17 protein-coding genes are annotated in these 24,321 nt (G+C 59.9%); 10 read left to right on the top strand and 7 right to left on the bottom strand.

Annotated elements, in window-relative coordinates; genetic code table 11:
• Window positions 1–8: 8 nt before the first annotated feature.
• Complete coding sequence (locus tag ACMLHG_RS14730; protein ID WP_295810504.1) at window positions 9–278, bottom strand: hypothetical protein; 270 nt, start codon at window positions 276–278, stop codon at window positions 9–11.
• A 189-nt stretch (window positions 279–467) separates the two neighbouring features.
• Here ACMLHG_RS14730 and ACMLHG_RS14725 point away from each other — a divergent pair, with 189 nt between their 5' ends.
• Window positions 468–1,385 (top strand): aldo/keto reductase, encoded by a 918-nt coding sequence (locus tag ACMLHG_RS14725; RefSeq protein WP_417170996.1) that lies wholly within the window; start codon window positions 468–470, stop codon window positions 1,383–1,385.
• 78 nt (window positions 1,386–1,463) lie between these two features.
• Entirely contained in the window at window positions 1,464–2,504 is a 1,041-nt protein-coding gene (locus ACMLHG_RS14720) for a DUF362 domain-containing protein (RefSeq protein WP_417170988.1), read from the top strand.
• 73 nt (window positions 2,505–2,577) lie between these two features.
• Here the strand turns inward: ACMLHG_RS14720 and ACMLHG_RS14715 are convergent, their stop codons facing one another.
• Window positions 2,578–4,947, bottom strand: a complete 2,370-nt coding sequence (locus ACMLHG_RS14715) for a glycoside hydrolase family 2 protein (protein ID WP_417170987.1) — start codon at window positions 4,945–4,947, stop codon at window positions 2,578–2,580.
• Between the two features lie 205 nt (window positions 4,948–5,152).
• Here ACMLHG_RS14715 and lepA point away from each other — a divergent pair, with 205 nt between their 5' ends.
• Window positions 5,153–6,961, top strand: coding sequence for a translation elongation factor 4 (gene lepA, locus ACMLHG_RS14710; protein WP_294437482.1), 1,809 nt, complete (start codon window positions 5,153–5,155; stop codon window positions 6,959–6,961).
• A gap of 13 nt (window positions 6,962–6,974) precedes the next feature.
• Window positions 6,975–8,192, top strand: coding sequence for a signal peptidase I (lepB, locus tag ACMLHG_RS14705; RefSeq protein WP_417170986.1), 1,218 nt, complete (start codon window positions 6,975–6,977; stop codon window positions 8,190–8,192).
• Between the two features lie 31 nt (window positions 8,193–8,223).
• Here lepB and ACMLHG_RS14700 read toward each other — a convergent pair whose 3' ends face one another.
• The 4 genes from ACMLHG_RS14700 to ACMLHG_RS14685 all read right to left on the bottom strand — a co-directional run bounded on the left by ACMLHG_RS14700 (window position 8,224) and on the right by ACMLHG_RS14685 (window position 13,471).
• A complete protein-coding gene (locus ACMLHG_RS14700) occupies window positions 8,224–10,041 on the bottom strand; it encodes a GmrSD restriction endonuclease domain-containing protein (protein ID WP_417170985.1) in 1,818 nt (605 codons plus the stop codon).
• A gap of 229 nt (window positions 10,042–10,270) precedes the next feature.
• Window positions 10,271–11,164, bottom strand: coding sequence for an EF-P lysine aminoacylase EpmA (gene epmA / locus ACMLHG_RS14695; protein ID WP_417170984.1), 894 nt, complete (start codon window positions 11,162–11,164; stop codon window positions 10,271–10,273).
• A gap of 9 nt (window positions 11,165–11,173) precedes the next feature.
• Window positions 11,174–12,007, bottom strand: a complete 834-nt coding sequence (gene speE / locus ACMLHG_RS14690) for a polyamine aminopropyltransferase (RefSeq protein WP_417170983.1) — start codon at window positions 12,005–12,007, stop codon at window positions 11,174–11,176.
• 15 nt (window positions 12,008–12,022) lie between these two features.
• Window positions 12,023–13,471 (bottom strand): amidophosphoribosyltransferase, encoded by a 1,449-nt coding sequence (locus tag ACMLHG_RS14685; protein WP_294437474.1) that lies wholly within the window; start codon window positions 13,469–13,471, stop codon window positions 12,023–12,025.
• Window positions 13,472–13,832: 361 nt separating this feature from the next.
• On the opposite strand from ACMLHG_RS14685, the gene ACMLHG_RS14680 reads away from it, so the two are divergent.
• The 3 genes from ACMLHG_RS14680 (at window position 13,833) to ACMLHG_RS14670 (ending at window position 18,736) form a co-directional block, all read left to right on the top strand.
• Entirely contained in the window at window positions 13,833–14,909 is a 1,077-nt protein-coding gene (locus tag ACMLHG_RS14680) for a GntR family transcriptional regulator (RefSeq protein ID WP_417170982.1), read from the top strand.
• 151 nt (window positions 14,910–15,060) lie between these two features.
• A complete protein-coding gene (locus ACMLHG_RS14675) occupies window positions 15,061–15,789 on the top strand; it encodes a DUF1559 domain-containing protein (RefSeq protein WP_417170981.1) in 729 nt (242 codons plus the stop codon).
• A gap of 46 nt (window positions 15,790–15,835) precedes the next feature.
• Window positions 15,836–18,736, top strand: a complete 2,901-nt coding sequence (locus ACMLHG_RS14670) for a hypothetical protein (protein WP_417170980.1) — start codon at window positions 15,836–15,838, stop codon at window positions 18,734–18,736.
• Between the two features lie 100 nt (window positions 18,737–18,836).
• Here ACMLHG_RS14670 and ACMLHG_RS14665 read toward each other — a convergent pair whose 3' ends face one another.
• Window positions 18,837–19,790 carry a LacI family DNA-binding transcriptional regulator gene (locus ACMLHG_RS14665; RefSeq protein WP_417170979.1) on the bottom strand — a complete coding sequence of 318 codons (954 nt, stop codon included), beginning with the start codon at window positions 19,788–19,790 and terminating at the stop codon, window positions 18,837–18,839.
• Between the two features lie 162 nt (window positions 19,791–19,952).
• On the opposite strand from ACMLHG_RS14665, the gene ACMLHG_RS14660 reads away from it, so the two are divergent.
• Genes ACMLHG_RS14660 through ACMLHG_RS14650 form a run of 3 tightly spaced genes read left to right on the top strand, consistent with a single transcriptional unit; the run spans window position 19,953 to window position 24,020 of the window.
• The gene (locus tag ACMLHG_RS14660) at window positions 19,953–20,693 is read left to right on the top strand and encodes a prepilin-type N-terminal cleavage/methylation domain-containing protein (RefSeq protein WP_417170978.1); all 741 of its coding nucleotides are present in this window, start codon (window positions 19,953–19,955) and stop codon (window positions 20,691–20,693) included.
• Window positions 20,694–20,730: 37 nt separating this feature from the next.
• Window positions 20,731–21,267, top strand: a complete 537-nt coding sequence (locus tag ACMLHG_RS14655) for a hypothetical protein (protein ID WP_295810464.1) — start codon at window positions 20,731–20,733, stop codon at window positions 21,265–21,267.
• The gene (locus tag ACMLHG_RS14650; protein ID WP_417170977.1) at window positions 21,264–24,020 is read left to right on the top strand and encodes a hypothetical protein; all 2,757 of its coding nucleotides are present in this window, start codon (window positions 21,264–21,266) and stop codon (window positions 24,018–24,020) included. The genes ACMLHG_RS14655 and ACMLHG_RS14650 overlap by 4 nt, the downstream gene beginning before the upstream one ends.
• Window positions 24,021–24,321: the final 301 nt, after the last annotated feature.

Genomic DNA, 24,321 nt, shown 5'->3' with positions numbered 1-24,321 from the left:
CGGCTCCGTCACGGCCGGGAGAGCCGGATGGGCCTCCCCCAGTTCCGGCCGCCGTGCAGAACCTGAATGCGGTCCGCCTCCGGCGGGATCTCCAGGGTCAAAAGCCGTCCGGTGAGCGGGTCGATCAGCGCCTCTTCCGGGCACTTCACTGCGGCGAGTTCCGCGAGATTCCGCGGGAGCCGCTCCCGCTGATTCCAGAACTTCAGAACGGCGAGTTTCACCAGATCGCACTGGAACTGCGCGCCGATCTCCGCGCCGACTGATGTCGAGCAGTACATTCGACTAGTCGCGCACCATCCGCTGTGCGGCGATGTTCCGTTCGGCCAGCGCGGCAAAGCGGCAGAAACGGGTTCCGCCGCCCGCCGGCGGTTCAAAATCCTCCGGATTCCGGGAGAGACGGATTGACGGGAATTTTTTTGCGTTGTATATTAGCGAAACGATACGCTGACAGCACAGGAGAAATTATGATGAAACAGCTCAATCTCGGAAACAGCGGCCTGAACGCCTCTGCCGTCGCCCTCGGCTGCATGCGGATCGGGGAACTCCCGGCAGAGAAACTGGAGCGGCTGTTCTTCGCCGCCCTGGAGGCCGGAATCAATTTCTTCGACCACGCCGACATCTACGGCGGCGGCCTCTGTGAAACCCGGTTCGGCGAGCTGCTGGCCAGACATCCCGGCCTGCGGGAGAAGATCCTCCTCCAGAGCAAATGCGGCATCCGGAAAGGGTTCTTCGATTTTTCCAAAAAACATATCCTCGAATCGGTGGAGGGCAGTCTGAAGCGGCTGCAAACCGACCGTCTCGACCTTCTCCTCCTTCACCGCCCCGACACGCTGATGGAGCCGGAGGAGGTTGCGGAAGCGTTCCAGCTTCTGTACGACTCCGGCAAAGTGCGCCATTTCGGCGTGAGCAACGAGAATCCGACGCAGATGGAGCTGCTCCAGAAGTTCCTCCCCCGGAAGCTGATCGTCAACCAGCTTCAATTCGGCCCGGCGCATACGTCGCTCGTGGACTGCGGCCTCAACGTGAACATCAACAGTTCCGCCGGGACCATGTTCGACGGCAGCGTGCTGGAGTACTGCCGGCTCCGGGAGGTCACCATCCAGACCTGGTCGCCGTTCCTGTTCGGGTTCTTCGAGGGGAACTTTCTGGTGGACAGCAGATTCGCGGAGCTGAACACGACGCTCGGCAGAATCGGCGAGCGCTACGGAATCTCCCGCGAAGCGACGGCGATCGCGTGGATTGCGCGCCATCCGGCCCGGATTCAGACCATCATCGGGACCACCCGCGCCGACCGCGTCGCAGACTACAGCCGGGGGGCCGACGTGGAGCTCACCCGCGAGGAGTGGTACGAAATCTACCGCTCCGCCGGCAACCGCCTGCCGTGAATGGAACGTGCGCGGCGGCGGAACTCTTCCGCCGCGCCACGATGGATTGACCGCACGAATTTACAAGAGGATCTTCTTATGGCAAACGTCTACTTCAAACCGCTCCCGCCGCACGCCTCCGCCGGGGAGGTTTCCGCCGCCGCGCGGCAGCTGCTCGAACGCTTCGTCGAACGGGAACCGGTTTCGCTCGACTCTTCGATTCCGCTCAAGGTCCACTTCGGCGAAAAACGGAACCGCACCTTCCTCCGCCCGGAGAACTACGCCGGAATCCTCGACTTTCTCCGCGAACGCGGCATCGAAAGCTGTTACATCGAGACCAGCGTCCTCTACGGCGGCGAACGGTTCGAACGGGAGCGGCACATCCGTCTCGCTCACGAGCACGGCTTCACCCAGCTGCCGGTGGTGATCGCCGACGGCGCCCGCGGCGAGGAGGATGTCGCCGTGCCGGTGAATCTGCACCACTTCTCCAGCTGTCACATCGCCCGCCTCCTCGCCGAGGCCGACCAGGTGCTGGTGCTCTCCCACTTCAAGGGGCACATGCTGGCCGGGTTCGGCGGCGCCTTGAAACAGCTCTCGATGGGGTTCGCGTCGAAAGGAGGCAAGATGGCCATGCACATGGGGGTCAAGCCGCGCATCCGGCGCTGGAAATGCCGCCGCTGCGGCGCCTGCCTCGCCCGCTGCAACGAGGGCGCGATCACCATCGGCGACCATCCGCACATCGATCACGAAAAATGCGTCGGCTGCGGCGCCTGCTTCTCGATCTGCCCCCATCACGCGATTTCGATCCTCTCCTTCGGGGGGCTGTGGAACGCGCTCTTCGGCGGCCGCTTTTTCCGTGAGAAGCTCGCGGAGTATGCTTTCGCCTCCAGTTGCGGCAAACGGCACATCTACCTCAACTTCGCGCTCAACATCACCAAAGGGTGCGACTGTGAACCCCACGCGATGAAGCCGGTTCTGCCCGACATCGGGCTCTTCCTCTCCTCCGACCCGGTCGCGGTGGACGCCGCCTGCTGGGATGCCGCCGCACAACGGGGCAGAAAGTTCCGGGGCAGAGATATCCTCTCCTATGCCGAGAAGTGCGGCGCAGGCTCCACCTGTTACGAATTGATCGAGTGCTGACGCTCGAAGCGACGGACGGCAGGAGGGCGGAACTATACCGCTCCCCTGCCGTCAGTTTTCCGTCATTTCGCCGTTATTTCTCCGCCGGAGCGGGGAATTCGACCGGCAGATACGCGCTGCGGAGCGACTCCGAACGCGCGATGAGCGTCGCCTTTGCCGTTCCGGTCGCGTCGGCTTTGCCGGGGCAGAGGGCGACGGCGATCTTGCCGGCGTACATCCTCCGGTCGAGCGAGGGAACCGGAACCGGGTCGGTGTTGTCCGAACCGGTCCCGAGAATCGTTCCGGCGCCGGAGCAGTCGAAGCGCACCAGCGGCGAGGCGTCGGGCACCTCGCGCCCTTCGGCATCCAGCACCGAACAGGTGAAGAGTGCGATCTCATTGCCGCCGGCGGCCACCGGGCCGTTCTCCAGCTTCAGCGCGAGCTTGACGCCCGGACCGGCGGTCTCCCGCACATCCCCGGCGGCGCGGCGGCCGTCGAGATAGCCGACCGCCTCCAGTTTGCCCGGGGTGTAGGGGACCTGCCACTCGACATGGAGGTATTTCTCCACCCGCTTCCGGCCGAGGCTGACGCCGTTCAGGAAGAGTTCCGCTTCGTCACAGTTGGTATAGGCCCAGACGCTGACGGGCATCCCTTCGAACCCGGGGTGGCTCCAGTGCGGCAGCAGGTGGATCATCGGCCGCTCCAGCCAGTGCGACTGGTTCTGGTAGAACGCCTCCTTCTTCAACAGAAAGAGGTCGAGCGCGCCGGAGCAGGAGCAGAGGCGCGGCCAGATCGCTTCGCCCCGGTGTTCGATCGCGTCCCACTGGAAGCCGCCGGAGATCCACGGCCGTTCCATGAAAAATTTCCAGGTCCGTTCGCGCCCGAAGAGCTGGAAGGTGCCGGGGCCGGGGTTGAAGTCCCGCGCGTCCATGTATCCCCGCTCCGGACTGTCCCCCCAGTACCAGCCGCGGGTCGAGCCGACCGCGCAGTTCTCGCTGGAGACGAACGGTTTCTCCGGGAAGCGGCGGTGCAGGTCGTCGAGCTGATCGAGGTTGTAGTTCACCCCGATCACTTCACTGATGGCGTAGACGCTCGCATCCGGCACGTTGGTGATCGCGGTCGTGACCGGTCGCGTCGGATCGAGCAGGCGGATCACATGCTCCAGCGCCCGGTGAATCCGGTGCCCCTGCTCCATGCCGTGGTAGGCCATCTCCTCATTGCCGGTGGACCAGAGGAAGACGCTGGGGTGGTTCCGGTCGCGCCGGACGAGCGCCTCCAGCTGGGCGACGGCCTCTTCATTCGATTCGTACCGCCGGGTCTCGTTCAGCACCAGCAATCCTTGTTCGTCGCAGGCCTCCATCGTCGCTTCCGGATGCGGATAGTGGCTGGCGCGGAAGGCGTTCGCCCCCATCTCGCGGAAGAGCGAAACCCGGTAGCGGCAGAGGTTGTCCGGCACCGCCTTCCCGGTCAGCCCGAAGTCCTGGTGCGCGCAGACCCCCTTGATCTTGACATGGCGGCCGTTCAGGAAGAGGCCGCGGTCGGGCGTCATTTCGATCTCCCGGAAGCCGAACCGCTGTTCCACCATGTCGCACGTTTCGCCATCCTTGCGGCGGACGGTGACTTTGAGCGTGTAGAGATGCGGCGCATCCAGATCCCAGAGGAGCGGCGAGTCGACCCGGGTTTCTCCGCGGAGTGTCGCCGTGTCGCGCGCCGGAACCGTGCCGGAGAGGAGAATTTCTCCCGCCTTTCCACCGCCGGGCGCGAGGATTTCACAGCGAAGCGACGCCTCCTCCGCCTCGTAGCCGATATTCCGGAGCGTGACTTCGACCGGGACGCGCCAGCTCGTTTCCGTCTCCTTCCGCACCGGCACGAAGACGCCCCAGAGATCGACCGCCAGCGGCGCGGTCTTGACCAGCCAGACGTTGCGGTGGATGCCGCCGCCGGCGTACCACCACCCCTCAAAGGAGCGGGGATCGGTGTAGACGGCGATCACATTCTCGCGGTCGAACCGGGCGAGATCGGTGATGTCCACTTCGAACGGAACGTAACTGCTGGTGCTGCGCTTGAGGAAACAGCCGTTGAGGTAGAGTTCGGAGATGCCGTTGATCCCTTCGAAGTAGAGCGTGAGCCGCCGGTTCGCATCCTCCGGCGCGAGCGTGAAGTGCTTCCGGTACCAGGCGGGCACGTAGTGGAAGAAGCCGAGCGCCCCCGCTTCGTTCGGGTCGGGCGCCTGCCGGATGATGTAGTCGTGCGGCAGATCGACCTTCTCCCACGGTTCGGCGGGGAGCTCCTGCTCCAGATCCCAGAATCCCGGCACGTCGTTGTGGCGATAGGCGCCGGGCCCCCATTTGAGCCGTTCGGTTTTGGCGGAGAGGTACATCGCGGCCTTGGACACCGGAATGGCCGTTTCCGGCGGATTGACGAGCAGCCGCCAGTCGTCGTTGAGCAGAATTTTTTCCCGCATGAAAGTTCCCCCGTTTTCTGGTTTTCTCTTACTGTATCACAAATGCGGCGCAACGCAACGGCCGCGACGAAAAAAAGCGCTCTCTTTTCCATGAAACGGCGGAGGATGGGAAACTTTCGGCAATTGCGCCGGGAACATTTGAGTTCCCCCCGCGGTTGTGCTATATTATCCGGATGAATAAGAAACAAACCCCTGGACTGCAGACATGGCAAAACTTGAACTGATCCGCAACTTCTGCATCATCGCGCACATCGACCACGGCAAATCCACGCTGGCCGACCGGCTGCTCGAACTGACCGGCACCGTCGCCGTCCGCGACCTGCAGGAACAGCTCCTCGACGGGATGGATCTCGAACGCGAACGCGGCATTACCATCAAATCCCATCCGGTCCGGATGCACTATTCCTTCACCGACGGGAACACCTACGAGCTCAATCTCATCGACACCCCCGGACACGTCGACTTCACCTACGAGGTCTCCCGGTCGCTCTGCGCCTGCGAAGGCGCACTGCTGCTGATCGACGCCACGCAGGGGGTGCAGGCGCAGACCGTCGCCAACGTCAACCTCGCCTTCCGGCAGAACCTCAAGATTATCCCGGTGATCAACAAGATCGACCTGCCCGCGGCCAACCTGCCGCTCTGCTACGAGCAGATGGAGGAGATCCTCGCGCTTCCCCGCGAAGAGGCGCTCTGCGTGAGCGGCAAGACCGGCGAAGGGGTGCCGGAGCTGCTCCGGGCGATCGTCGAGCGCATTCCCCATCCGGTGGTCACCGACGAGCCGGGGGCTTCGGCGCTCATCTTCGACTCCAACTACGACGCCTACCGCGGGGTGGTGAACTATGTCCGGGTCCGCAACGGGGAGTTCCGCCGCGGCATGCGCATCCGTCTCTTCAGCAACGGCATCGAAAGTGAAATCAAGGAGGTCGGCTTCTTCAGCCCCGAGATGCGGGCCGACGAGGCGCTCTCCGCCGGTTCGGTCGGCTACCTGATTCCGAACCTCAAGAGCCCTTCCGACACCCGGATGGGCGACACCATCACCGACGTCAAGAATCCCTGCCGGGAACCGCTGCCCGGGTTTCAGGAGATCCGGCCGATGGTGTTCAGCGGCATCTACCCGATCGACACCGCCGACTACGAGCAGCTCAAGGCGAGCATGGCGAAACTGCAGCTCAACGACGCCGCCTTCCTCTATCAGGCGGAGACCTCGGCTGCGCTCGGATTCGGCTTCCGCTGCGGATTCCTCGGTCTGCTCCACATGGAGATCATCCAGGAGCGTCTGCGGCGCGAATACAACTGCGACATCATCGCCACCTATCCTTCGGTGATCTACCACGTCTACATGAAGTCGGGCGAGAAGATCGACGTGGACAACCCGGTCTTTCTGCCCGACCCCTCCGGCATTGACCGGATCGAGGAGCCGATCATCAACTGCCGGATCATGATTCCGACCGCCTACATCGGGGATGTGATGAATCTGGTCATGAGCAAGCGCGGCGTCTGCACCGCGACCGATTCGGTCGACGCCGGGCACGTCATCATCACCGCCGAAATGCCGATGCATGAAATTCTGATCGACTTCCACGACAAACTCAAATCGATCACCCGCGGCTACGGCAGCATGGATTACGAACCGGCCGGATACCGCGCCGACAAGCTGGTCAAGCTCGACATTCTGGTCAACGGGGAGCCGGTGGACGCCTTCAGTTCGATCGTCCACACCGACATGGCCTACACCCGCGGCCGTCAGCTCGCCGAGCGGTTGAAGGAGGTGATTCCGCCGCAGATGTTCCAGATCGCCATTCAGGCGGCGGTCGGCGGCAAGGTGATCGCCCGCGAAAGCATCCGCCAGCTCCGCAAGAACGTGCTGGCCAAGTGCTACGGCGGCGACATCACCCGCAAGCGCAAACTGCTCGAAAAACAGAAGGAGGGCAAGAAGCGCATGAAGCTGATCGGTCAGGTGAATATTCCGCAGGAGGCGTTCGTCGCCGTGCTCAAGGCGTCGGAACTCAACTGAAAAAGGAGTGACCATGGGGGAGAATCCGGGATTTTTGCGGCGGTACTTCGCCGGGATTTTCAGCCGCAGGCAGAAGGCGATGAACAAGTTCGTCGCGGAGATGCGGCTGCGCCGCCATGCCGACGACGACATCCTTTCCCCCACGGTCCGCGCCGATCTGGATGCCTTGATTGACGAGGCGCGCTCCGCCGATCCCGGCCGGATGAAGGAGCTGGCGGAGAGATACGCGCGGATTGCGCCGCCGTACCGCCACCGGAAGATCCGCGAACTGCTCGACCTTCTGCTGGTGGTCGGCGCGGTCGCCTTCGGCATCCGGGGACTCTACTTCCAGCCGTTCCGGATTCCGACCAGCAGCATGCAGCCGACGCTCTACGGCATCCACTTCATGGAGCGGGAGAACGCCACCAATCCGCTGCTGGGGAAGCTGCCGCAGCCGATCAACTGGCTGCTCTTCTCCGCGCGTCCGGCGAAGCTGGAGGTCCGCGCGGCGGGCGAACTTGATCTGAACTCCTTCCGCCGCGCCGGGGACGGGGTGTCAGACAGCACCGCCTTCCGCATCGGCCCGGTGGAATACAAACTGCCCGGCGACTTCCGCAAGGTTGAGGAGTACTCCAATCTGGAGCTTTCGCGCCCCTACCGACCGGGCGAGGTGGTGTGCGACGGATTTCTCTCGCTGGGGGATCATCTGTTCGTCGAACGGTTTTCGCTCTACCTCTTTCCGCTGCGGCGCGGGGACATCGTCGTCTTCAACACCGACGGGCTGATCGCCGACAACCGGAAGCTCTCCGACGTGAGCGGCTACTACTACATCAAGCGGCTGGTCGGGCTGCCCGGCGACACGCTGAAGATCGTCGACAACGTTCTGCAGGTCAAGCCGCGCGGGGCGAAGGAGTTCAAGCCGATTTACGAACTGGATCCGGTCTTTGAGAAGCTCTACAGCGGCAAGGGCGGCTACCAGGGGCATCTGAACTTCATGGGGCACCATCTGGCCGAGCCCGGCTCGGATTATGTGGTTCCGGAGGATCACTACTTCATGATGGGGGACAATTCGCAGTTCAGCCTCGACAGCCGCTTTTTCGGCGCGGTTCCGCGGGAGAATCTGGTGGGCAAGGCGTGGATCGTCTTCTGGCCGTTCAGCCGCCGCTGGGGGCGCATCGACCGCGTCGGCCCGGTGGACGCGCCCACCGGCGAAGCCCGCCGCGGCACCTTCCCGGTGATGTACCGGCAGTAAGATGAAAACCAGCCGGCATCCGGGCTGACAGTCACAACGACTGGTAATATTCCTTGATCTTCCGCGCCATAAGAATGCGCCGCTGTTGCAGAAAACGGTCGTAATCAGCCGCACTCATGCTGATGATCTCCTCCGGAATGCAGTTGGCGGCCAGATTCTCTTTGAACTGAGCTTCATCCATGATTGTGCCTACTTTGATTTCTCCGGTGGAACACTGTTCCAATGCCGCCCGGAAATAGTCGTCGGGAGCACGTTTCCCGATAGAAATGTTCACCCCGGTATCCAGATAAGTAAAGTTGGCAATCTGGTTGTAGCGGGATTTGTCTGTAATCTGATTCTTTTTCAGAAAATCCTTGGGAAAGATATGGTGTACGTCACCTGCGGAAATCAAGTCGGCAACCCTTGCCGCATGGGAGAGCAGAGAACGGTCCCCATGGTGAATCTGCGCAGCCAGGAAGGTGGAGAAATAGGGGCTGGAGATGGAGGAGGTCTCCAGATTCTGCACCAGGCCGACAGACCAGAACGTCTCCGAAAGTTCCGCCTCTTCCGTCTCCTGCAGGAAGGGGAGAAATCCTTTCGTCTCAATGGAGCGCAGATCGCGGTCCATCTGAGATTCGGGCGACCCGATGTAACGGCCGGTAAGCGTTGACAGCACAAACCACTTCTGTACGTAGCGCTTGATTGAAATTTTGGGAAGTTCGTTGCTGGCTTGAAGCAGGAGATAAAGAGTGTAGGCGAAGTCTAACGTCATCTTTGAATTCAGCAGTTTCGAGCTGATATAGCCGGCGGATTTGATCGCCAGTACAAACTGCTCAAAATTGTACTGATTCATAAAATTCACAACACCGGCGGTGAGTTTCTCAAAACTTTCCTTTGCAATCTCCTCTTTGAAGGTGCGCTCGACGAAATCGCGGCCGGAAAGGAGACTGACCAGATCGCCCAGTTTGCCGCGGCCGAATTGATGCATGGAGGAGACCCGCAGCATATCGTTGTAATCCGGGTCATAGATGTCGTCATAGTCATCTTTCAGCCATTTCAGCCGTGGAGCGAATTCTGACTGCATGAATTCCGTGTCTTTTTCCGACAGTGGACCATAGAATGCCGGATCGACGGCCAGATGGCAGAAGTAATCGATCGCCTTGCGGAGCAGGTTGCCGCCGAAGCGCTCATCGGCGGCGATTTTGGACATCGCAAAATCCGCCTCGTTCAACCGTTTTCCCTGCGAGTTGATGCGGACAAAAATTTCAGTTACTTCACTGATATCCAGATCGGCTGTCAGAGTGATGACTCCCAGTTGACACGAGCGAATGTTCAGCAACTGCATGATTGCCCGGTTTAACTCTCTCTTGTTGACGTCAGGATTTTTTGCCGCGTAATCATCGATAAATTCATAACTGTCGAAGTTGGGAAGAAAGATTGTCGAAATATCCGGAATCCAGAAAGAGCTTTTCCGGTGCGCCGGTGTACTGACCGCAAACCGTTCCTCCGCCGATTTTGCCAGCGGATTGAACGCGATGGCAATCTGCTTCTTTTCGTAGTCCTCATTCAGTACGGCATATCCTCCGATCGCGGTCATCAGAGCAGTGACCCGTTGCTGACCGTCGATCAGAATCTTCTTTCCGGCAGATGTCTCTCCATTTTTCAGTTTGACATTCGGATTCTGCCAGACAATGAGATAACCGGTCGGATACCCGTTGTACAGGGAATCGATCAAATCGCGAACCTGTCGTCCCTTCCACACAAACGGCCGCTGAATTTCTGGAATGGCGATCTCTCCGTTGTTGATGTAATTTAAAATAGTGCCGACGGTATGCTGCCCGGGAGTGTACTTTTCTGCCGTATTGCCCATTGTGGAAATTCCTCTGTTTGCTGTCATTGCCGATGAAAAACAAGCGGCAAAAAACGACTTATATCAAATAAGCAATTGATATAGAATAGCATTTTTTTCAGCTTATTTCAACGGAAAGGGCGCTTTTTATTATAAAAATTTCCTCTCAAAGATCCAGAAAGAGAGGATAGGCAAAGCCGGTGAAAAGTTTGACGTGCCTGCTTAAACTGCCGATTTTCTTTTCCTGGCGTCAGGCGCGAACGTCGGCGATGTCGTCGGCATCGCAGAAGATCATGCAGAGCCGGTCCAGCCCCATCGCACAGCCGGAACTCTGCGGCAGGCCGCGGTCCAGCGCGTCGAAGAACTCCACCGGTTCCGGATAGGGGTGCATCCCCGCCTTCGCCCGGAATTCCAGAGCGGCCCGGAAGCGCGCCTTCTGTTCCGCCGGGTCGGTCAACTCCCCGAAGGCGTTGCCGAGTTCGATTCCGGCGATGTAGAGCTCCCACCGCTCCGCGACGGAAGGGTCGTCGGCCCGGAGCCGCGCCAGCGAGGCACGGTCGGCCGGGTAGTCGCAGAGAAAGGTGAGCTTCCCGCGGCCGAGCTGCGGTTCGATCTTCGTCACCATCCACTCGTCGAAGCAGTCGCACCGCTCCGCCTCCTCCACCGTCGTTCCCGCATAACGCTGAAACGCTTCGCGGACGGTCAGAAATTCAAAATCCCCCAGATGGATCGTCTCGCCCCGGTAGCGGAGCGTTTCGTCGCCGCAGAGCTCCCGCGCCGCCTCCGCGACGAGAGCGGCGGTGAGCCGGGCAAGCTCCCGGTATTCCATCCGGACGGCGTAGAATTCGAGCATGGTGAACTCCTCGCGGTGCTTCCGGCCGAACTCCCCCGCCCGGAAACAGCTGCCGATCTGGAAAATCCGCTCGAAGCCGTCGGCGAGCATCCCCTTCATCGCCAGCTCGGGACTGGTGCGCAGAAAGTCCCCCTCCGCCCGCACCGACTCGATGTACTCCTCCGGCGCGGGCGCGTGAATCTTCACCGGCGTCTCCACTTCGAGAAAATCGTGCCGGTAGAAGAATTCGCGAATCGCCCGGAAGAGCGCGGAACGGCGCGCGAGATTGGCCAGCTTCTGCGGATCGCGCATGTCGCCGCCTCAGGCGAAGAGCCGGTTGACGAAGGCCGGATTGGCGAACGCCGCCCGGTGAACGTCGCTGGTGTAGTAGCGCAGCTGCGCGGCAAGTTCCGGCGGGACCTCCCGCTTCGGAATCCGGACATCCCCCCCGTCGGAGGCGACGCACGCCCCGATCATTCCGGTCGGATAGGTCGGCACCATGATCGCGCCGTAGCCGATCGAACTGAAAATCCGGCGGGAGACCGCGTGGAGCCGCGCGACGATTTCCGGCAGAAGGTAGGGGGATTCCGCCTGCGTGGCGATGACTCCGCCGGGACGCAGCGCCCGCTTCATATTCCGGTAGAACTCCTCGCCGAAGAGCGGCGCGCCCGGGCCGCCCGGGTCGGTCGAATCGACGATGATCACATCGTATTCCTCCGGATGATTCCGGACGAACTCCGAACCGTCGGCGATGTGAATCTTCACCCGCGGGTCGTCGAAACCGCAGGAGATCTCCGGCAGAAACTCGCGGGCGACCTGGATGACCTCCTCGTCGATTTCGCAGATCTCCATCACCTCAAGTTCAGGATGGCGCCCGAGCTCGCGCAGCACTCCGCCGTCGCCGCCGCCGATCACCAGCACCCGGCGCGGATTTTCGTGGGCGAAGAGCGGCAGGTTGGCCATCATCTCGTGGTAGGCGAATTCGTCGAAGTCAGTCAGCTGAATGATGCCGTCAAGCAGCAGCAGACGACCGAGTTTCGCCGTCTGATAGAGTTCGATCTTCTGAAACTTCGACTGACGGCGGCAGAGTTCGGCTTCGACCTGCACGGTCATGCCGAACCCGTTCATCGCTTCGGTCACCCAGAAATCCGACATGGCTGATCCTCCCTGTTATTCGAAGCAGGCCGGCGTTTCATCCTCGACGTCGCGCCCGGTCCAGCAGTAGGTGCACACCTTCGCCGGGTCGATGCCGATCGAAGCGATCAGCCGGTCGAGGCTCTGGTATTTCAGCGTGTTGAGATGGAGCTCCTTGCGCACCTCTTCGACCATCGCCTCGTACTTGGGCGAACCGTATTCCAGATACTCCTGAATCACCTCGTCGGTGATCTCACGCGTCTCCAGCCGGGCGATGGCGCGGCGGGCGGCGAGGTCGAGTTCGCTGCGCGAGCGGGAGAAGTTGAGGAACTTGCAGCCGAAGAGCAGCGGAGGGCAGGCCGACCGCATGTGGACCGCCTTCGCCCCCCGTTCGTAGAGCCGCACGACCGTATCGCGCAGCTGGGTGCCGCGGACGATCGAATCGTCGCAGAAGAGCATCCGCTTGTTTTCGATCTGCTCCTGCACCGGAATGAGCTTCATACGGGCGACGAGGTCGCGCGCCGCCTGATTCTGCGGCATGAAGCTGCGCGGCCAGGTGGGGGTGTATTTGACGAAGCTGCGGCGGTAGGGCTTGCCGGCGGCGTTGGCGTAGCCGATGGCGTGGGCGATGCCGGAGTCGGGGATGCCGCAGACCGAATCGATCTCGTTGACGAAATCGCGGTCGGCCTCCGCCATCGATTCGCCGTTGCGGTAGCGGGCGCTTTCAGTGTTGATCCCCTCGTAGCAGCTCGACGGGTAGCCGTAGTAGACCCAGAAGAAGGCGCAGATCTTCATCGTATCGCCGGGGGCGCGCTTCTGGATCACCTCTTTCGAAGTGATCTCGACGATTTCGCCGGGGCCGAGTTCATATTTGAAGCGGTAATCGAGGTTGGGGAAGGCGGTGCTCTCCATCGAGACGGCGAAGGCTCCCTCCTTTTCGCCGAGGATCACCGGCGTGCGGCCGTAGCGGTCGCGTGCGGCGTAGATTTTGTTGTTGATGAGCACCAGAATGGAACAGGAGCCGTCGATCACCTTCTGCGCGTATTCGATTCCGTCGACGATCGAATCCTTGCGGTCGATCAGCATGGCGGTGATTTCGGTGGGGTTGAGTTCGCCGTAACTGGATTCCGAGAAGTGGGAAAATCCGCGTTCGAACGCCTGCCGGGCGAGGTCGTCGATGTTGTTGATCTTCCCGACGGTGACGATGGCGTAGGTACCGAACTTGCTGGAGATGATGAGCGGCTGGTCCTCGTAGTCACTGATGATGCCGATTCCGGAATTGCCGGAAAATTTGCCGATGTCGTCGTCGAATTTGGAGCGGAACTGAGCGTTGGTGATGTCATGGATGCGGCGTGTGATGCGGTTTTCGGGATCGCAGACGGCGAGGCCTCCGCGTTTGGTTCCGAGATGCGAGTGATAATCCGTACCGTAGAAGATGTCGCAGACGCAGTCATGATCCGCGACGACGCCGAAAAAGCCGCCCATAGAATTGCTCCTGAAAAAAGATGTTGCCGTCAGGGTGCGGCCGGGAGGCCGCTTCCGAAAGCCCCGCAGTATAATGTACCGTGCCGAGTGCCTCAATGCAACCGCGGGGAGGAGATTTTATCAGGATTTCCTGACAGAAACAATCGTTTCCGGCAGGACGGCGCACTTCTCCTGCCGCGCTCCTGCGGGCGGGATGCTCCGGTGGAATTTTTCCTTCCCTTCTATAATATTTATAAAAATAATCATGGAAAGAGGCGATTCCTCTTGACATTTTTATTGAACTTTGCTATAATATATATAGCTTTGATATATTTCGAAATACAGGACACCACTTCTGGATATGGAATTGCAGCGGGAACGATTGACAAAAGTTCAAATCGCCAAAGAGCGTCTCCGCAAAGAGATTAAGATCGGCAATTTTGCCCGGGGCGCATCTCTGCCCTCCGAGCGCGATCTGGCGGAACAGTTCGGCGTAAGCTACATGACGATGCGCAAGGCCGTGGGAGGGCTCGTCAGCGACGGCATTCTGGAGCGAAGCCGGGGCAGCGGCACCTACGTCTGCGAAGACATCGCGGAAACAAAGTTGCAGAAACTGCTGGGCCTGGTCATGCCGGCATGGGCCGCGCCGGAAAATCTGGACTTCATCATGCACATTTCGGAGGCCTGTGCCAAAGCGAACTGGCTGGTGAAAATCATCTACGTGCGCAGCTGGGAGGAGCGCTCCATCCTTGATCTCTGGCAGAACTGTGATGCGCTGGCCTGCACGTCGCTGACCGATCTGCACACGCTCTCGGAGCCGTTGATCAAGCGGATCCGCTCCCGGCTCAAGCCGATGGTCTTCTGCGGGCTCGACGCCTCCGCGTTCAATGCCGATTCCGTCTATTATCAGCCGGACAGCAGGCTGGAAGAGGCGGCGGAACAGCTCTACCAAATGGGGCACCGCAGAATTCTCCGGGTGGAGCAGAAGGCGAATCCCGGCGACCGGTTTCACACTGGAATCGACGGATTTCGGGAGTATTTTCACGATGAGCACCCGGATGTAGAGTTCAATCAGACGACATTTCTGCTTGAAATCCCGCGTTTTGAACTGGCACACTACACAATTCGACGCGAACTTGCCGCTCACCGCGATCTGCTCCGGCAATACACGACGATCATCTGTTCGCTGAGTTTCTTCTGGGGGGTCATGGCGGGGATTCATCAGGCCGGGTTGCGCGTGCCCGAGGATATCTCCGTGCTGACGGTGGGAGACCGGCAGGAGGCGGAGTTTTACCAGCCCCGCCCCGCCACGCTTTCAATCCGCCTGCGGGACCAGGCATTCAGAACGCTCGAGCTGGTACGGTGGCGGGAACAGAATCCCGATGCTCCCGCCCGTTCCGCCAGAATCAAAACGGAATGGATTCCGGGAGAAACCCTTGCGACCGTGCCGCATCACTGACTCATGGCGGCCCCTCGAAGACAGAGAGCGGAATGAAGGAGCAGAAGAAAAGCAGTATCCTCCGGGCGGCTTCCGGCAGAACGTACAGACACTCTGCCGGGAATTCAGCACCGGATCATTTGAGCAACAATTTTATCGACTGGAGGAAATCATGAGAAGGAAGAGAAACAACCAATTCAGCGGGTCCCGGGAGAGAAGAACCATACGTTCATTTACACTAATTGAACTTTTGATTGTTATTGCAATCATAGCCATACTGGCGGCCATGCTGCTGCCCGCCTTGAACAAGGCGCGGGAAAGGGCGCGCACCACCACTTGCATCAACAACTCCAAGCAGATCGGGTCCGGAATCAACATGTATACAGGGGACTTCAACGATCAGCTGCCGGCCACGATCACGACCATCATGAAGCCGACCGAGGAGCCGCGCTCCATTTCAGAATACTTCAACGGGATTTCCGCGGTGGGTCTTGGACTTGTCGCAGCCCAGGGGTATCTGGGACCGGGCAGCAACAAGGAAAATATCGAATACCCTGCCCATGCCCCCAAATGGTTGCGACCGGCGATTCTGCATTGCCCGTCCAACACCCAGAATGATGGATGGAATGCGGGGAAAACCTGGTGCGATTATCCATATTACCGCGACTCCGGAACGCTGACTCAATGGAGCATCCCCAGCTTCGGCAAGAAATTCAGCAGATTAAAGCATGAAATGCTGACGTACTGCATTACCGCAGGAATATCACTCAGTACCGTCCCCGGTCATGGTCAGAACGCGGTTGTTCTGCGTGCAGACGGTTCGGTCAAGACCTGTCCCTATCATGTGTATCGCAACGAAGCAGACAAACTGAACAGGTGGAAGTTGATCGACGCATACTGAGATATCGAAAATTCTCCAGTAAGAAAACTTCCGGATTTGGAATCCAATGAAAATCATCGCTCTTGCTACAACATTTCTTTTCGCATGCTCCCTGCTTTCCGGGGCGGAGACAATCCTGCCCTGGTCTGCCGGGCTGAACCAGCCGGAACGGTTCGAGAAAAACTGCTCCGGGGCCATGACCATCCGCCGCGACACCCGGGAAAACGCCATCCGGTTTGACGCGAAGTTTTCGCGCAATTCCGACTACTGGTGTTATCCCAGACTCCGGCTGCACTCCCACGAAACGCTTGCCGGGGCAACGGCCATCCGGTTTGAATTCCGCGCGGTGCAGAAGGATCCCGCGGCGGGCTATCTGCACGCTCTGGTGATGTTTGAAAACGGAATGCCGTATTTCCCGCTGCCGCCCCCCAAACCGGAATACCAGCAGGTAACCATCCCGCTGGCGCGCGCAGTGAAAAATCCCGCGGCCGTGCGCCAACTGCGGATCGGCATGAATCCCCGCTCGGAAGAGCTGACCTTCTATCTCCGCAACATCGAGGTCATCGGGAAACCGACCGGACCGGCGCCCTGTGACGTTGCAGAGGTGGTTACGGCAGAGGCTCCCGGAGCGGCCTTCCTTCAGGGAGAACCTGTCCGGTTCACCTTGAAGTCGTCCGTCCGGGTCCTGCCGGAATGGACGTTGAAAAACTGGAAGGGCGAAGTGCTGCGCCGCGGAAGCTGGCCCAGAAAACGGGAACTTCTTCTGGAGTCACTGCCCAACGGCTATTATACGCTGGAGCTCTCCTCGCCACAGCAGGCATTTCAAGGGTTCCGCAGCTTTGCGATCGTCGCGGACCCCTCCGTCCAGCCGCGCAATCCGGAGATGTTCTTTGCGCTGGACAGTGCGCAGAGCTGGCTGGCGCGCCCCAATCCGGCCAACAGCCGCCATCCCGGCGACGGATATGCGGTCGTGTCGGAGGTGGCCCGCCGGGCCGGCCTGAAGATGGTTCGGGACCGCCTGAGCTGGGGAGAATGCGAACCTGTGCCCGGCAAGTTCAACTGGCGCCAGTACATGACCAACGCCACGTTGCTCTCGGAACGCGGGATACAGCTTTCCGGCATGTACCACGACGCGCCGAAATGGGCGAAGACGAACACGACCCATCTGCCCGGCGACCTGGTGGCGACCTACCGTTTCGCCAAGAAACTGGCGGAAACATTTCGCGGCAAAATGGCGGTATGGGAATTCTGGAACGAGCAGGATATCGGCTTCGCGCCGGAAGGGGCATGGGATTATGCATCGGCCCTCAAGGCCGCCTACCTCGGCTTCAAGGCCGGAGATCCCGACCTCCCCGTCGCCATCGGAGCGTTCGCTCATACCCACCTGCCGCCCTATGCGGATGTCGTCATAAAAAATGGTGTGGAGCGTTACTTTGACATCTTCAACATTCACACCTACGCCCGGCTGTGCGAATGCCCGGAGCTGCTGGCAAACCTTCACCGGTTTCTGAAGCAGCACAAAGTTGAGGACCGCCCGATCTGGTTTACCGAAAACGGCTGCTACATGGAGGGGGTGGGCAAGACCGACAGCTACATGGCCGGTCTCAAGGCACACTCTCCGGAACAGGAGATGATCATCGCCGAATTTCTGCCGAAGATGATGGTCACCATGCAGTTTCTCGGCGTGGACCGCGACTTCGTCTTCGTGCTGCCGCCTTACAATGAGCGGAACGGATTCAAAGACTGGGGGCTCATGCGGCGCGATTATACGGTGAAGCCGGCATTTGCCGCCTTCGCGACGTTGACGGACAAGCTCGGCAATGCGACCCTTCTGGGCAGTCGGGAACTGGGCCCCGGACTGCGCGGTTTTGTCTACCGTCAGCCGGATGGCAGCGGCACCCTCGTTTACTGGAGCCTGTCTGAAATTGACACGGAAAAAGGGATCCCGGCGGTCAATCTCAAAGATTCCAAGGCGAAAAAATTCTCCTTGCCGCTCGAGGGGAAATTCACCGGCGTCGATGCCTTCGGCACCCCCTTTACGGTGCAATCGGCCAACCACCGGCTTGAGCTCACCGCGACGCGGATGCCCTCCATCCTCACCGGGCTTCCCGCGCTGGAGCCGACCACTCCCCGGGAGATCCGCCCCAGAAAAATGGCCGAAAGCGGCGAGTATGACCGCACCATCGTTTTCCGTACGGAACTTTCGAACGATTTCAAACTGCTCGGCGACAAATCCGGCGTAGACATCAAGCGTGAGGACGCCGCCTTCCGCCTGCAGGTCTTCAACCTGTCGGATGAAACGAAGAGCGGCAAAGTAGCCATTGCCGGCGGCAAGGTCTCCGGGCTGCCCGGCACGGTGACGATCCCCCCCTTCGGCAAGATCGAACTGCCGCTGAAAATTACGCCGGACCTGAATGAAGATCTCCGGGGGGAAATCAGGATCACCGGCACCTTCAACGGGAAACCGGCGACCCGGTCAGTCATCCCCTGCTGCATGCTTCCCCGGATGAGCCGGAAAGTCGATATGCCGGACATGGAGGATCCGGGGAGCTGGCGCGTCAACAGTTCCGGCGCGATGACCATCACCTTCGACCACAAAGAGAAGGCGCTCCGGTTCCAGGCGAAGTTTTCTCCCGGCGTGGACTGCTGGGTCTACCCGGAATATCTGCTCCAGCTGCCGCAGGAATCTCTGAAAGGGGCCCTCGGCTTGAGTTTCGAAGTCAAAGCGCATCCGGCCGCACAAGTCAAACAGATGCTGGTCATGGCGGTTATGGGCACGCAAAAGGAGGAAGGAGAGTCGGTGTACCTTTCCGTCCCGAAACCGACGGAGCAGTGGGAGGAGCGCTTTGTTCTGTTTGCGAATCAGTTCGATCCGGATAAGGTCCAGCAGCTCCGGATCGGGGTGAATACCAATGCGGCGGAAATCACGTATCTGATTCGCAACATCAAAGTCCTGTACGCAAGGTAACTGGAGACCATGTTCCCGGCGTCCGCTTCCGGACTTCCGGGAGATGCGCCGGTGCAAGCCGGCGGTCCGGCCGCGATTTTCCTCCGCCGGAGCGAATGTTTCAGTGCATGAAACTGACGCTCCGGCGTTCAATCAGCCGGTAGGGAATCGATACATCCGATGCAGCCCGGTGATCGATCAGAGCTTCCAGCAGACAGACCGCCTGCTCCGCCAGCGCCTCGAAATCCTGTGACAAAGTGGTGTGCGGCGGCGTCAGATTCTCCGATATCCGGGGCATCTCCAGCGAGAGCAGGGAGAACTCTTCCGGCACCCGGAGCCCCTCTTCGTGAATCTTCCGGGCGACAATGGCCCCGTGCAGTTCGCCGACACAGATGGCGGCCGTCACACCGAGGTCCAGCAGGTTCCGGAACCCGGGCGCCGGATAGTCCCGGAAAAAGCTGAATCGCTCCGGTTCCCTCTCCCCCGCGGCCCGCATCGCCTCGCAGAATCCGTAGAAGCGCCCGGAAAATAGTTCCGGTTCGTGCCGATACTCCTCATCCGACAGAAAGGCGATTCGCCGGTGTCCGTGCCGGAGCAGGAAGTTCACCGCCAGCTTCATCCCCGCATCGCCGTCCGAACGGACGCTGTAAATGGTATCGCGATGGCACCCCGGACTGTTCAGCCGGACCAGCGGCAGATTCTGCAGTTCGCTCCACCGTTCGTTGAGTTCCGCCTCCAGGGCCAGGGCGATGGCTCCGACAATAGCCCGGCTGCCGAGAAGTTCCACATCGCCGGAGTTTACCAGTTCAGCCCGCATTCCCCGCTGACGCAGGGCGAACAGCAACTTTTCCAGCACGCTGCTCACATATCCGGTCATCCGGTTGTTGCCGAGGATGAGCGCGATCGTGCGACGCCCGTTGCCGGTCTCAATCCGGTAGCCCATCTGCCGCATTGTCTTCAATACCAGATCCCGTGTCTCCGGGTGCACGCGGGGATCGTTGTTCAACACCCGCGACACCGTCGAATGGGAGACGCCGACTGCCGCTCCGATCATCCGAACCGTAACTTTCTTCACTGCATGACCTCCTTTGACAGAATATACCGGCATTTCTCCGCCTCTGCAAATCTGGTGCATTTTGTCACACAACAAAAGCGGGGAAAAGGTTGCTTTCTGCAATATTCTGCAGTACAATATATACGGAAAGAAACCAGAACAAAACCCGGGAATGACAGTATCATGAATAACCTCCGCCCCTTTGACCGGCCGCATACCGGCATGCCGAAAACAAACCTCTTTTTTACTTTGATCGAACTTCTCATTGTTATTGCAATCATTGCGATTCTGGCCAGTCTGCTGCTGCCTTCGCTCAACAAAGCGCGGGCAAGAGCGCAGAACACCCGATGCCTCGTCAACTTGAAACAGCTCGGCTCCGGTCTGATACAATATGCGAACGACAATCAGGATCACTTCGTCATGCAATATGCGGTCGACACCACACCGGACTACTACCAGTGGGGAATCTCGCTCGGCATGTATGTCGGCCTTCCCCTTGATCGGGAACTTGCCAAGGACAAACTGCGGAAAACGACCACCGTATTCACCTGTCCGACCCATTTCAGCGTATGCCGCAGCGACATCGCGCACCGGACCTATGCGAAAAATTACTATGCAGGGTTCTATCCTCAGCCCAGCCTGAATTACCGGCTCAAAATTTCCGCAGTGAAACAAGCCAGCAAGATGAGCGTGTTTTTCGACGGCGCCTGGGATCCATCCAACAACGGGTTCTTCCAGAGCCGCAGTTACTACCAGCAGCCGCTGGACAATGTTCACAACGGGTTTGTGAACGTCTGCTATGCGGATGGGCATGCCGCTTCGCTTTCCGTCAACGCGATTCCCTACGACAGTGTCGCGCCCAACTACCAGAAGGGCGGCACCTATGCGAAAGCGTTCTGGTTCGGCAAAGCGCCGCAGGAGTGACGGAAGCGGCGGAACCTGAATGAGGAGTCTTGATTTCATGAAACGATTGATCTTCCTGCCGGCAATTCTGCTGAGCACCCTGCTGACGGCGGCGGAACCGCTGGTCTGGAACTTTGACCGCCCCGGAATCCCGAAACTCCAGAACGGAGCCCATGCGGCCCCGGGAACGACGCGGCCCCCGGAAGGCGGCCGGACGCTGCAGATCTGGACCGATTACGACACGGAGGAGCTGAAGTCCGCACCGGTGCTTCTGTTTCCCGGCGCGGCCGATGGTTTCTCGCAGGCCGCGGCGGTGAAAGTGAGTTTCTTCTGCCGCGCGGAATTTCCGGGAAAACTGAAACTTCACATCACGGCGCGGACCAATACGTCGCGCTCCCTGAGCGAGAGTGCAACGCTGAATTTCTCGACAAACTGGCAGAAGCTGTCAGTCATTCTGAAACGGAATGAGAACCTCACCGAAGAACCATTTTTCCAGTTGCCCCGCATTCAGCTCCTCACGGTGAAACGGGGGCGGAAGATTGAGATCGGGCCGATTGAGCTGGTTCCGCTGAGCGCAGGAGAGCTTGCACAATGAAACGATTCCTCTTATTTCTTGTCCTGGGCACTGTATTGTCGGCGGCGGCGGGGCCCCGGTTGCTGCGGGAGTGGACGTTCGAAAAACCGGACGCCGCTGTGGCAATTCGAAACGGCGGCCGGCTTTCCTTCGATCCATTGCGCGATTCCTCCGGCAATCCGGTACTGGAAGTTGAGATTCCGAAGAAGCCGGGGAACTATCCGGTGGTTCTCACCTTCCGCTCGGAAATTCCGTTGCGGAAAGGCCGGAAAATTGAAATCGAATTTGAAGTGCGCAGCTCTCAGCCCTGCCGCGCGGAACTGCAGGCCGCCGATTCAGCTCCGCCCTATTCGCATCGCGCCCGGTCGCAGACGTTCGACATTCCCGCCAGCTGGAAGAAGCATCACCTGAGTTTTGTGATCACTTCGGAGGCCCGGGAGGCACTGTCTCTGCCGCAGATTCTGTTCCGGGAGGTGCCGCCGGGCGCCAGAATTGATTTCGGGCCGATCCGGGTGACGGATGTTACCGATGCGGTTGCCCGCCCCGCGTTTTACGAAACCAGAGCCGGCAGGGAATGGCGCCCGGTGGACACCTCGGATCTGGCGGTGAAGGCGGGGTCGGCGCTCGACCTCTCCGGCCTTGTCGACCGTTCTCCTGCGGGGACCTGGGGCCGGGTGACGGTCGACGCCGCCGGCCGGCTCGTTTTCGAGAAGAGACCGGAGCAGGAACTGCGTTTTTTCTCCATTCAGCTTCTGCCCGGCAGCACAATCGGCATGCAGTACATGAGCCACACGGAAGTGGAAGCCCTCGTCGAAACCATCGTCCGGCAGGGATACAATATGGTGCGGATTCACGGGCCGGGGCGCTTCCTGGTCGGTCCCGGCCGGGGAGCGGCGTTGAAGAATCAGGACTCCTTTCCACTGCCGGAAACCGCCGATGAAATTGAATTCGACCCGGAGGCGCAGGACCGGCTTGACTACTTCATCTATCTGCTGAAGAAAAACGGCATCTACATCAATCTGGATGGTCTGGTCTCTTTCGTCGGATTTTCCAGCGAGGTCGGATTGTCGATCGCGGCGCGCCATTCGAACAGCGCCAAGGTGCAGATGTTTGTCAATCCGGCCCGGCGCCGCAACTGGACCGCCGGCGTTTCCAAGATCCTGACGCACAGGAATCCCTATACCGGCACCGCATTGAAGGATGATCCGGTTCTTGCTCTGTTTCAGTACTACAATGAACAGGATATCCGGCTCGATCTGCGCGACTATGCCGATGCGTTTCAGCCGCTCTGGATCGAATTTCTGCAGCGGAAATACGGTTCCTATTCCGCGTTGTACGCCGCCTGGCAGGGGCGGTGCGGCGATGTGGTGCTGCCGCCGGCGGGTTCGTTTGCCCAAGTGCCGGGCGTGAGTTTCAAAGTTGCCCGCACCGATACCCCGGCCGGGATCGACATGACCCGGTTTCAGGCGGAACGGGAGCTGGAAATGACCCGGTTTTACCAGCGGGAGATGGCGCGGATCGGATACCGTGGGCTGACCACGCAGTGGGATATGGCCACCCGGCTGGTCCATCTGCCGGCCCGGGCGGAGATGCCGGTCATCACCATGCACGGCTATCATGCGCACCCGTCCGGTTACGGCGGCTCCCGTGGAATCACTCTCAACCAGAAAAGTCCTCTTGCGGAAGGTGGCAGTGCAGTCAAGCGTCAGAGCACGGCGCGCTGGCTCGACCGTCCCTATCTGATTACCGAATTCGGATTTGTCTTCTGGAACCGTTACCGGCATGAGCAGGGGTTGATTTACGGAGCCTGCGCCTCACTGCAGAACTGGAACGGCATTGCCTGTCACTGCAATCAGGCGGTGCTTTACGGGGATGCGCTCGTCAGTTTTCAGGTGGGGCACGATCCCGTCGGACGAGCCTCGGAACTGGTCACCGCCTTCAGTTATCTGCGCGGGGACATTCGCCCCTCTCCTCATACGGTGGAAATTCCGATTTCCGAAGAGTTTGCATTTGGCGGCCGGGCGATGGGGGCGATTCCGGATGAACTTTCGCGCATGTGGATCTGGAGCCGGATCGGCCTTTCATTCGCCGGCAGGTACAGGGCTCCGGTCAACGCGGATCTGCGCATCACGCCGGACGGTACCGCCCAAACCGGCGGCAGCGACATGTTTGAGGAGATCAAGGCAACCCGCGGCACCGCGGGGCTGGAGCGGTATTGCGCTCTGCTGAAAAAGCACGGGATCCTCCGTCCGGGGAACCGCAGCAATCCCGCCTGCGGCCTGTATGAGAGCGACACGGAAGAGGTCGCAATGAATGTGAAAACCGCGGAACTTGCCGTCCGGACAGCCCGGCTGGAAGGGGCGGTTCTGAAGACCGATCATCCGGTGAAGCTGGATGCCTTGACCATTGAACGCTGTTCGGTCCCCGCCTCCGTTACGCTTCTCTCGCTGGAAGACGCGCCGATTCGCAAAGCGGACCGGCTCCTCGCGGTCATCGCCACCGATGCCCGCAACAGCGGCATGCGATTCTCCGATGAGGAGGAGACGACGCTGGAGGCGATCGGAACTCTGCCGGTTCTGGTGAGGACCGGGCGTTTCCGTCTGACGATCGACCGCCCCGACCGGGCGGAATTTCGCGCGTATGCATTGAAGCTGAACGGAGAGAGAGTTGCGGAACTGCCGGTGACCGGCAAGGCGGGAAAACTGATTCTGGAGCTGGATTCCGGTACTCTGGCGAAGGAGCCGGCGCTGTTCTACGAATTGATACGGCGCTGACGGCGCCATGCAATTCCCGGAAAAAGTGAAGATTTTGCAAAAAAAGAAGGAATTTTATTTGCATTTTCGCGCCGGACGCACTATTTTAGAAAGTCAAAAATTATGCGGGAGCGCTTTCATATCGACTTTCCACCGCTCGTGACGGCGTGGCTCGCAAAAGGTCTCAAGCTTAGTGTTGTTTTCTGGCTGTTTCCGCGTTTTTCGCGGGAGGGGCGGAATGGCGCTCGGCTTGTGTTTGTTTCTGCGGATTCCGCGGAGAGAAAAAAGCTTTCAAGCGAGAGTGAGGTAGAATCATGAAAGT

Origin of the sequence: Victivallis sp. (assembly GCF_048170485.1) — a bacterium.
Taxonomy (GTDB): Bacteria; Verrucomicrobiota; Lentisphaeria; order Victivallales; family Victivallaceae; genus Victivallis.
The sequence above is the reverse complement of the archived record's forward strand: the minus strand, read 5'-3'. Positions and strand labels throughout refer to the sequence as shown.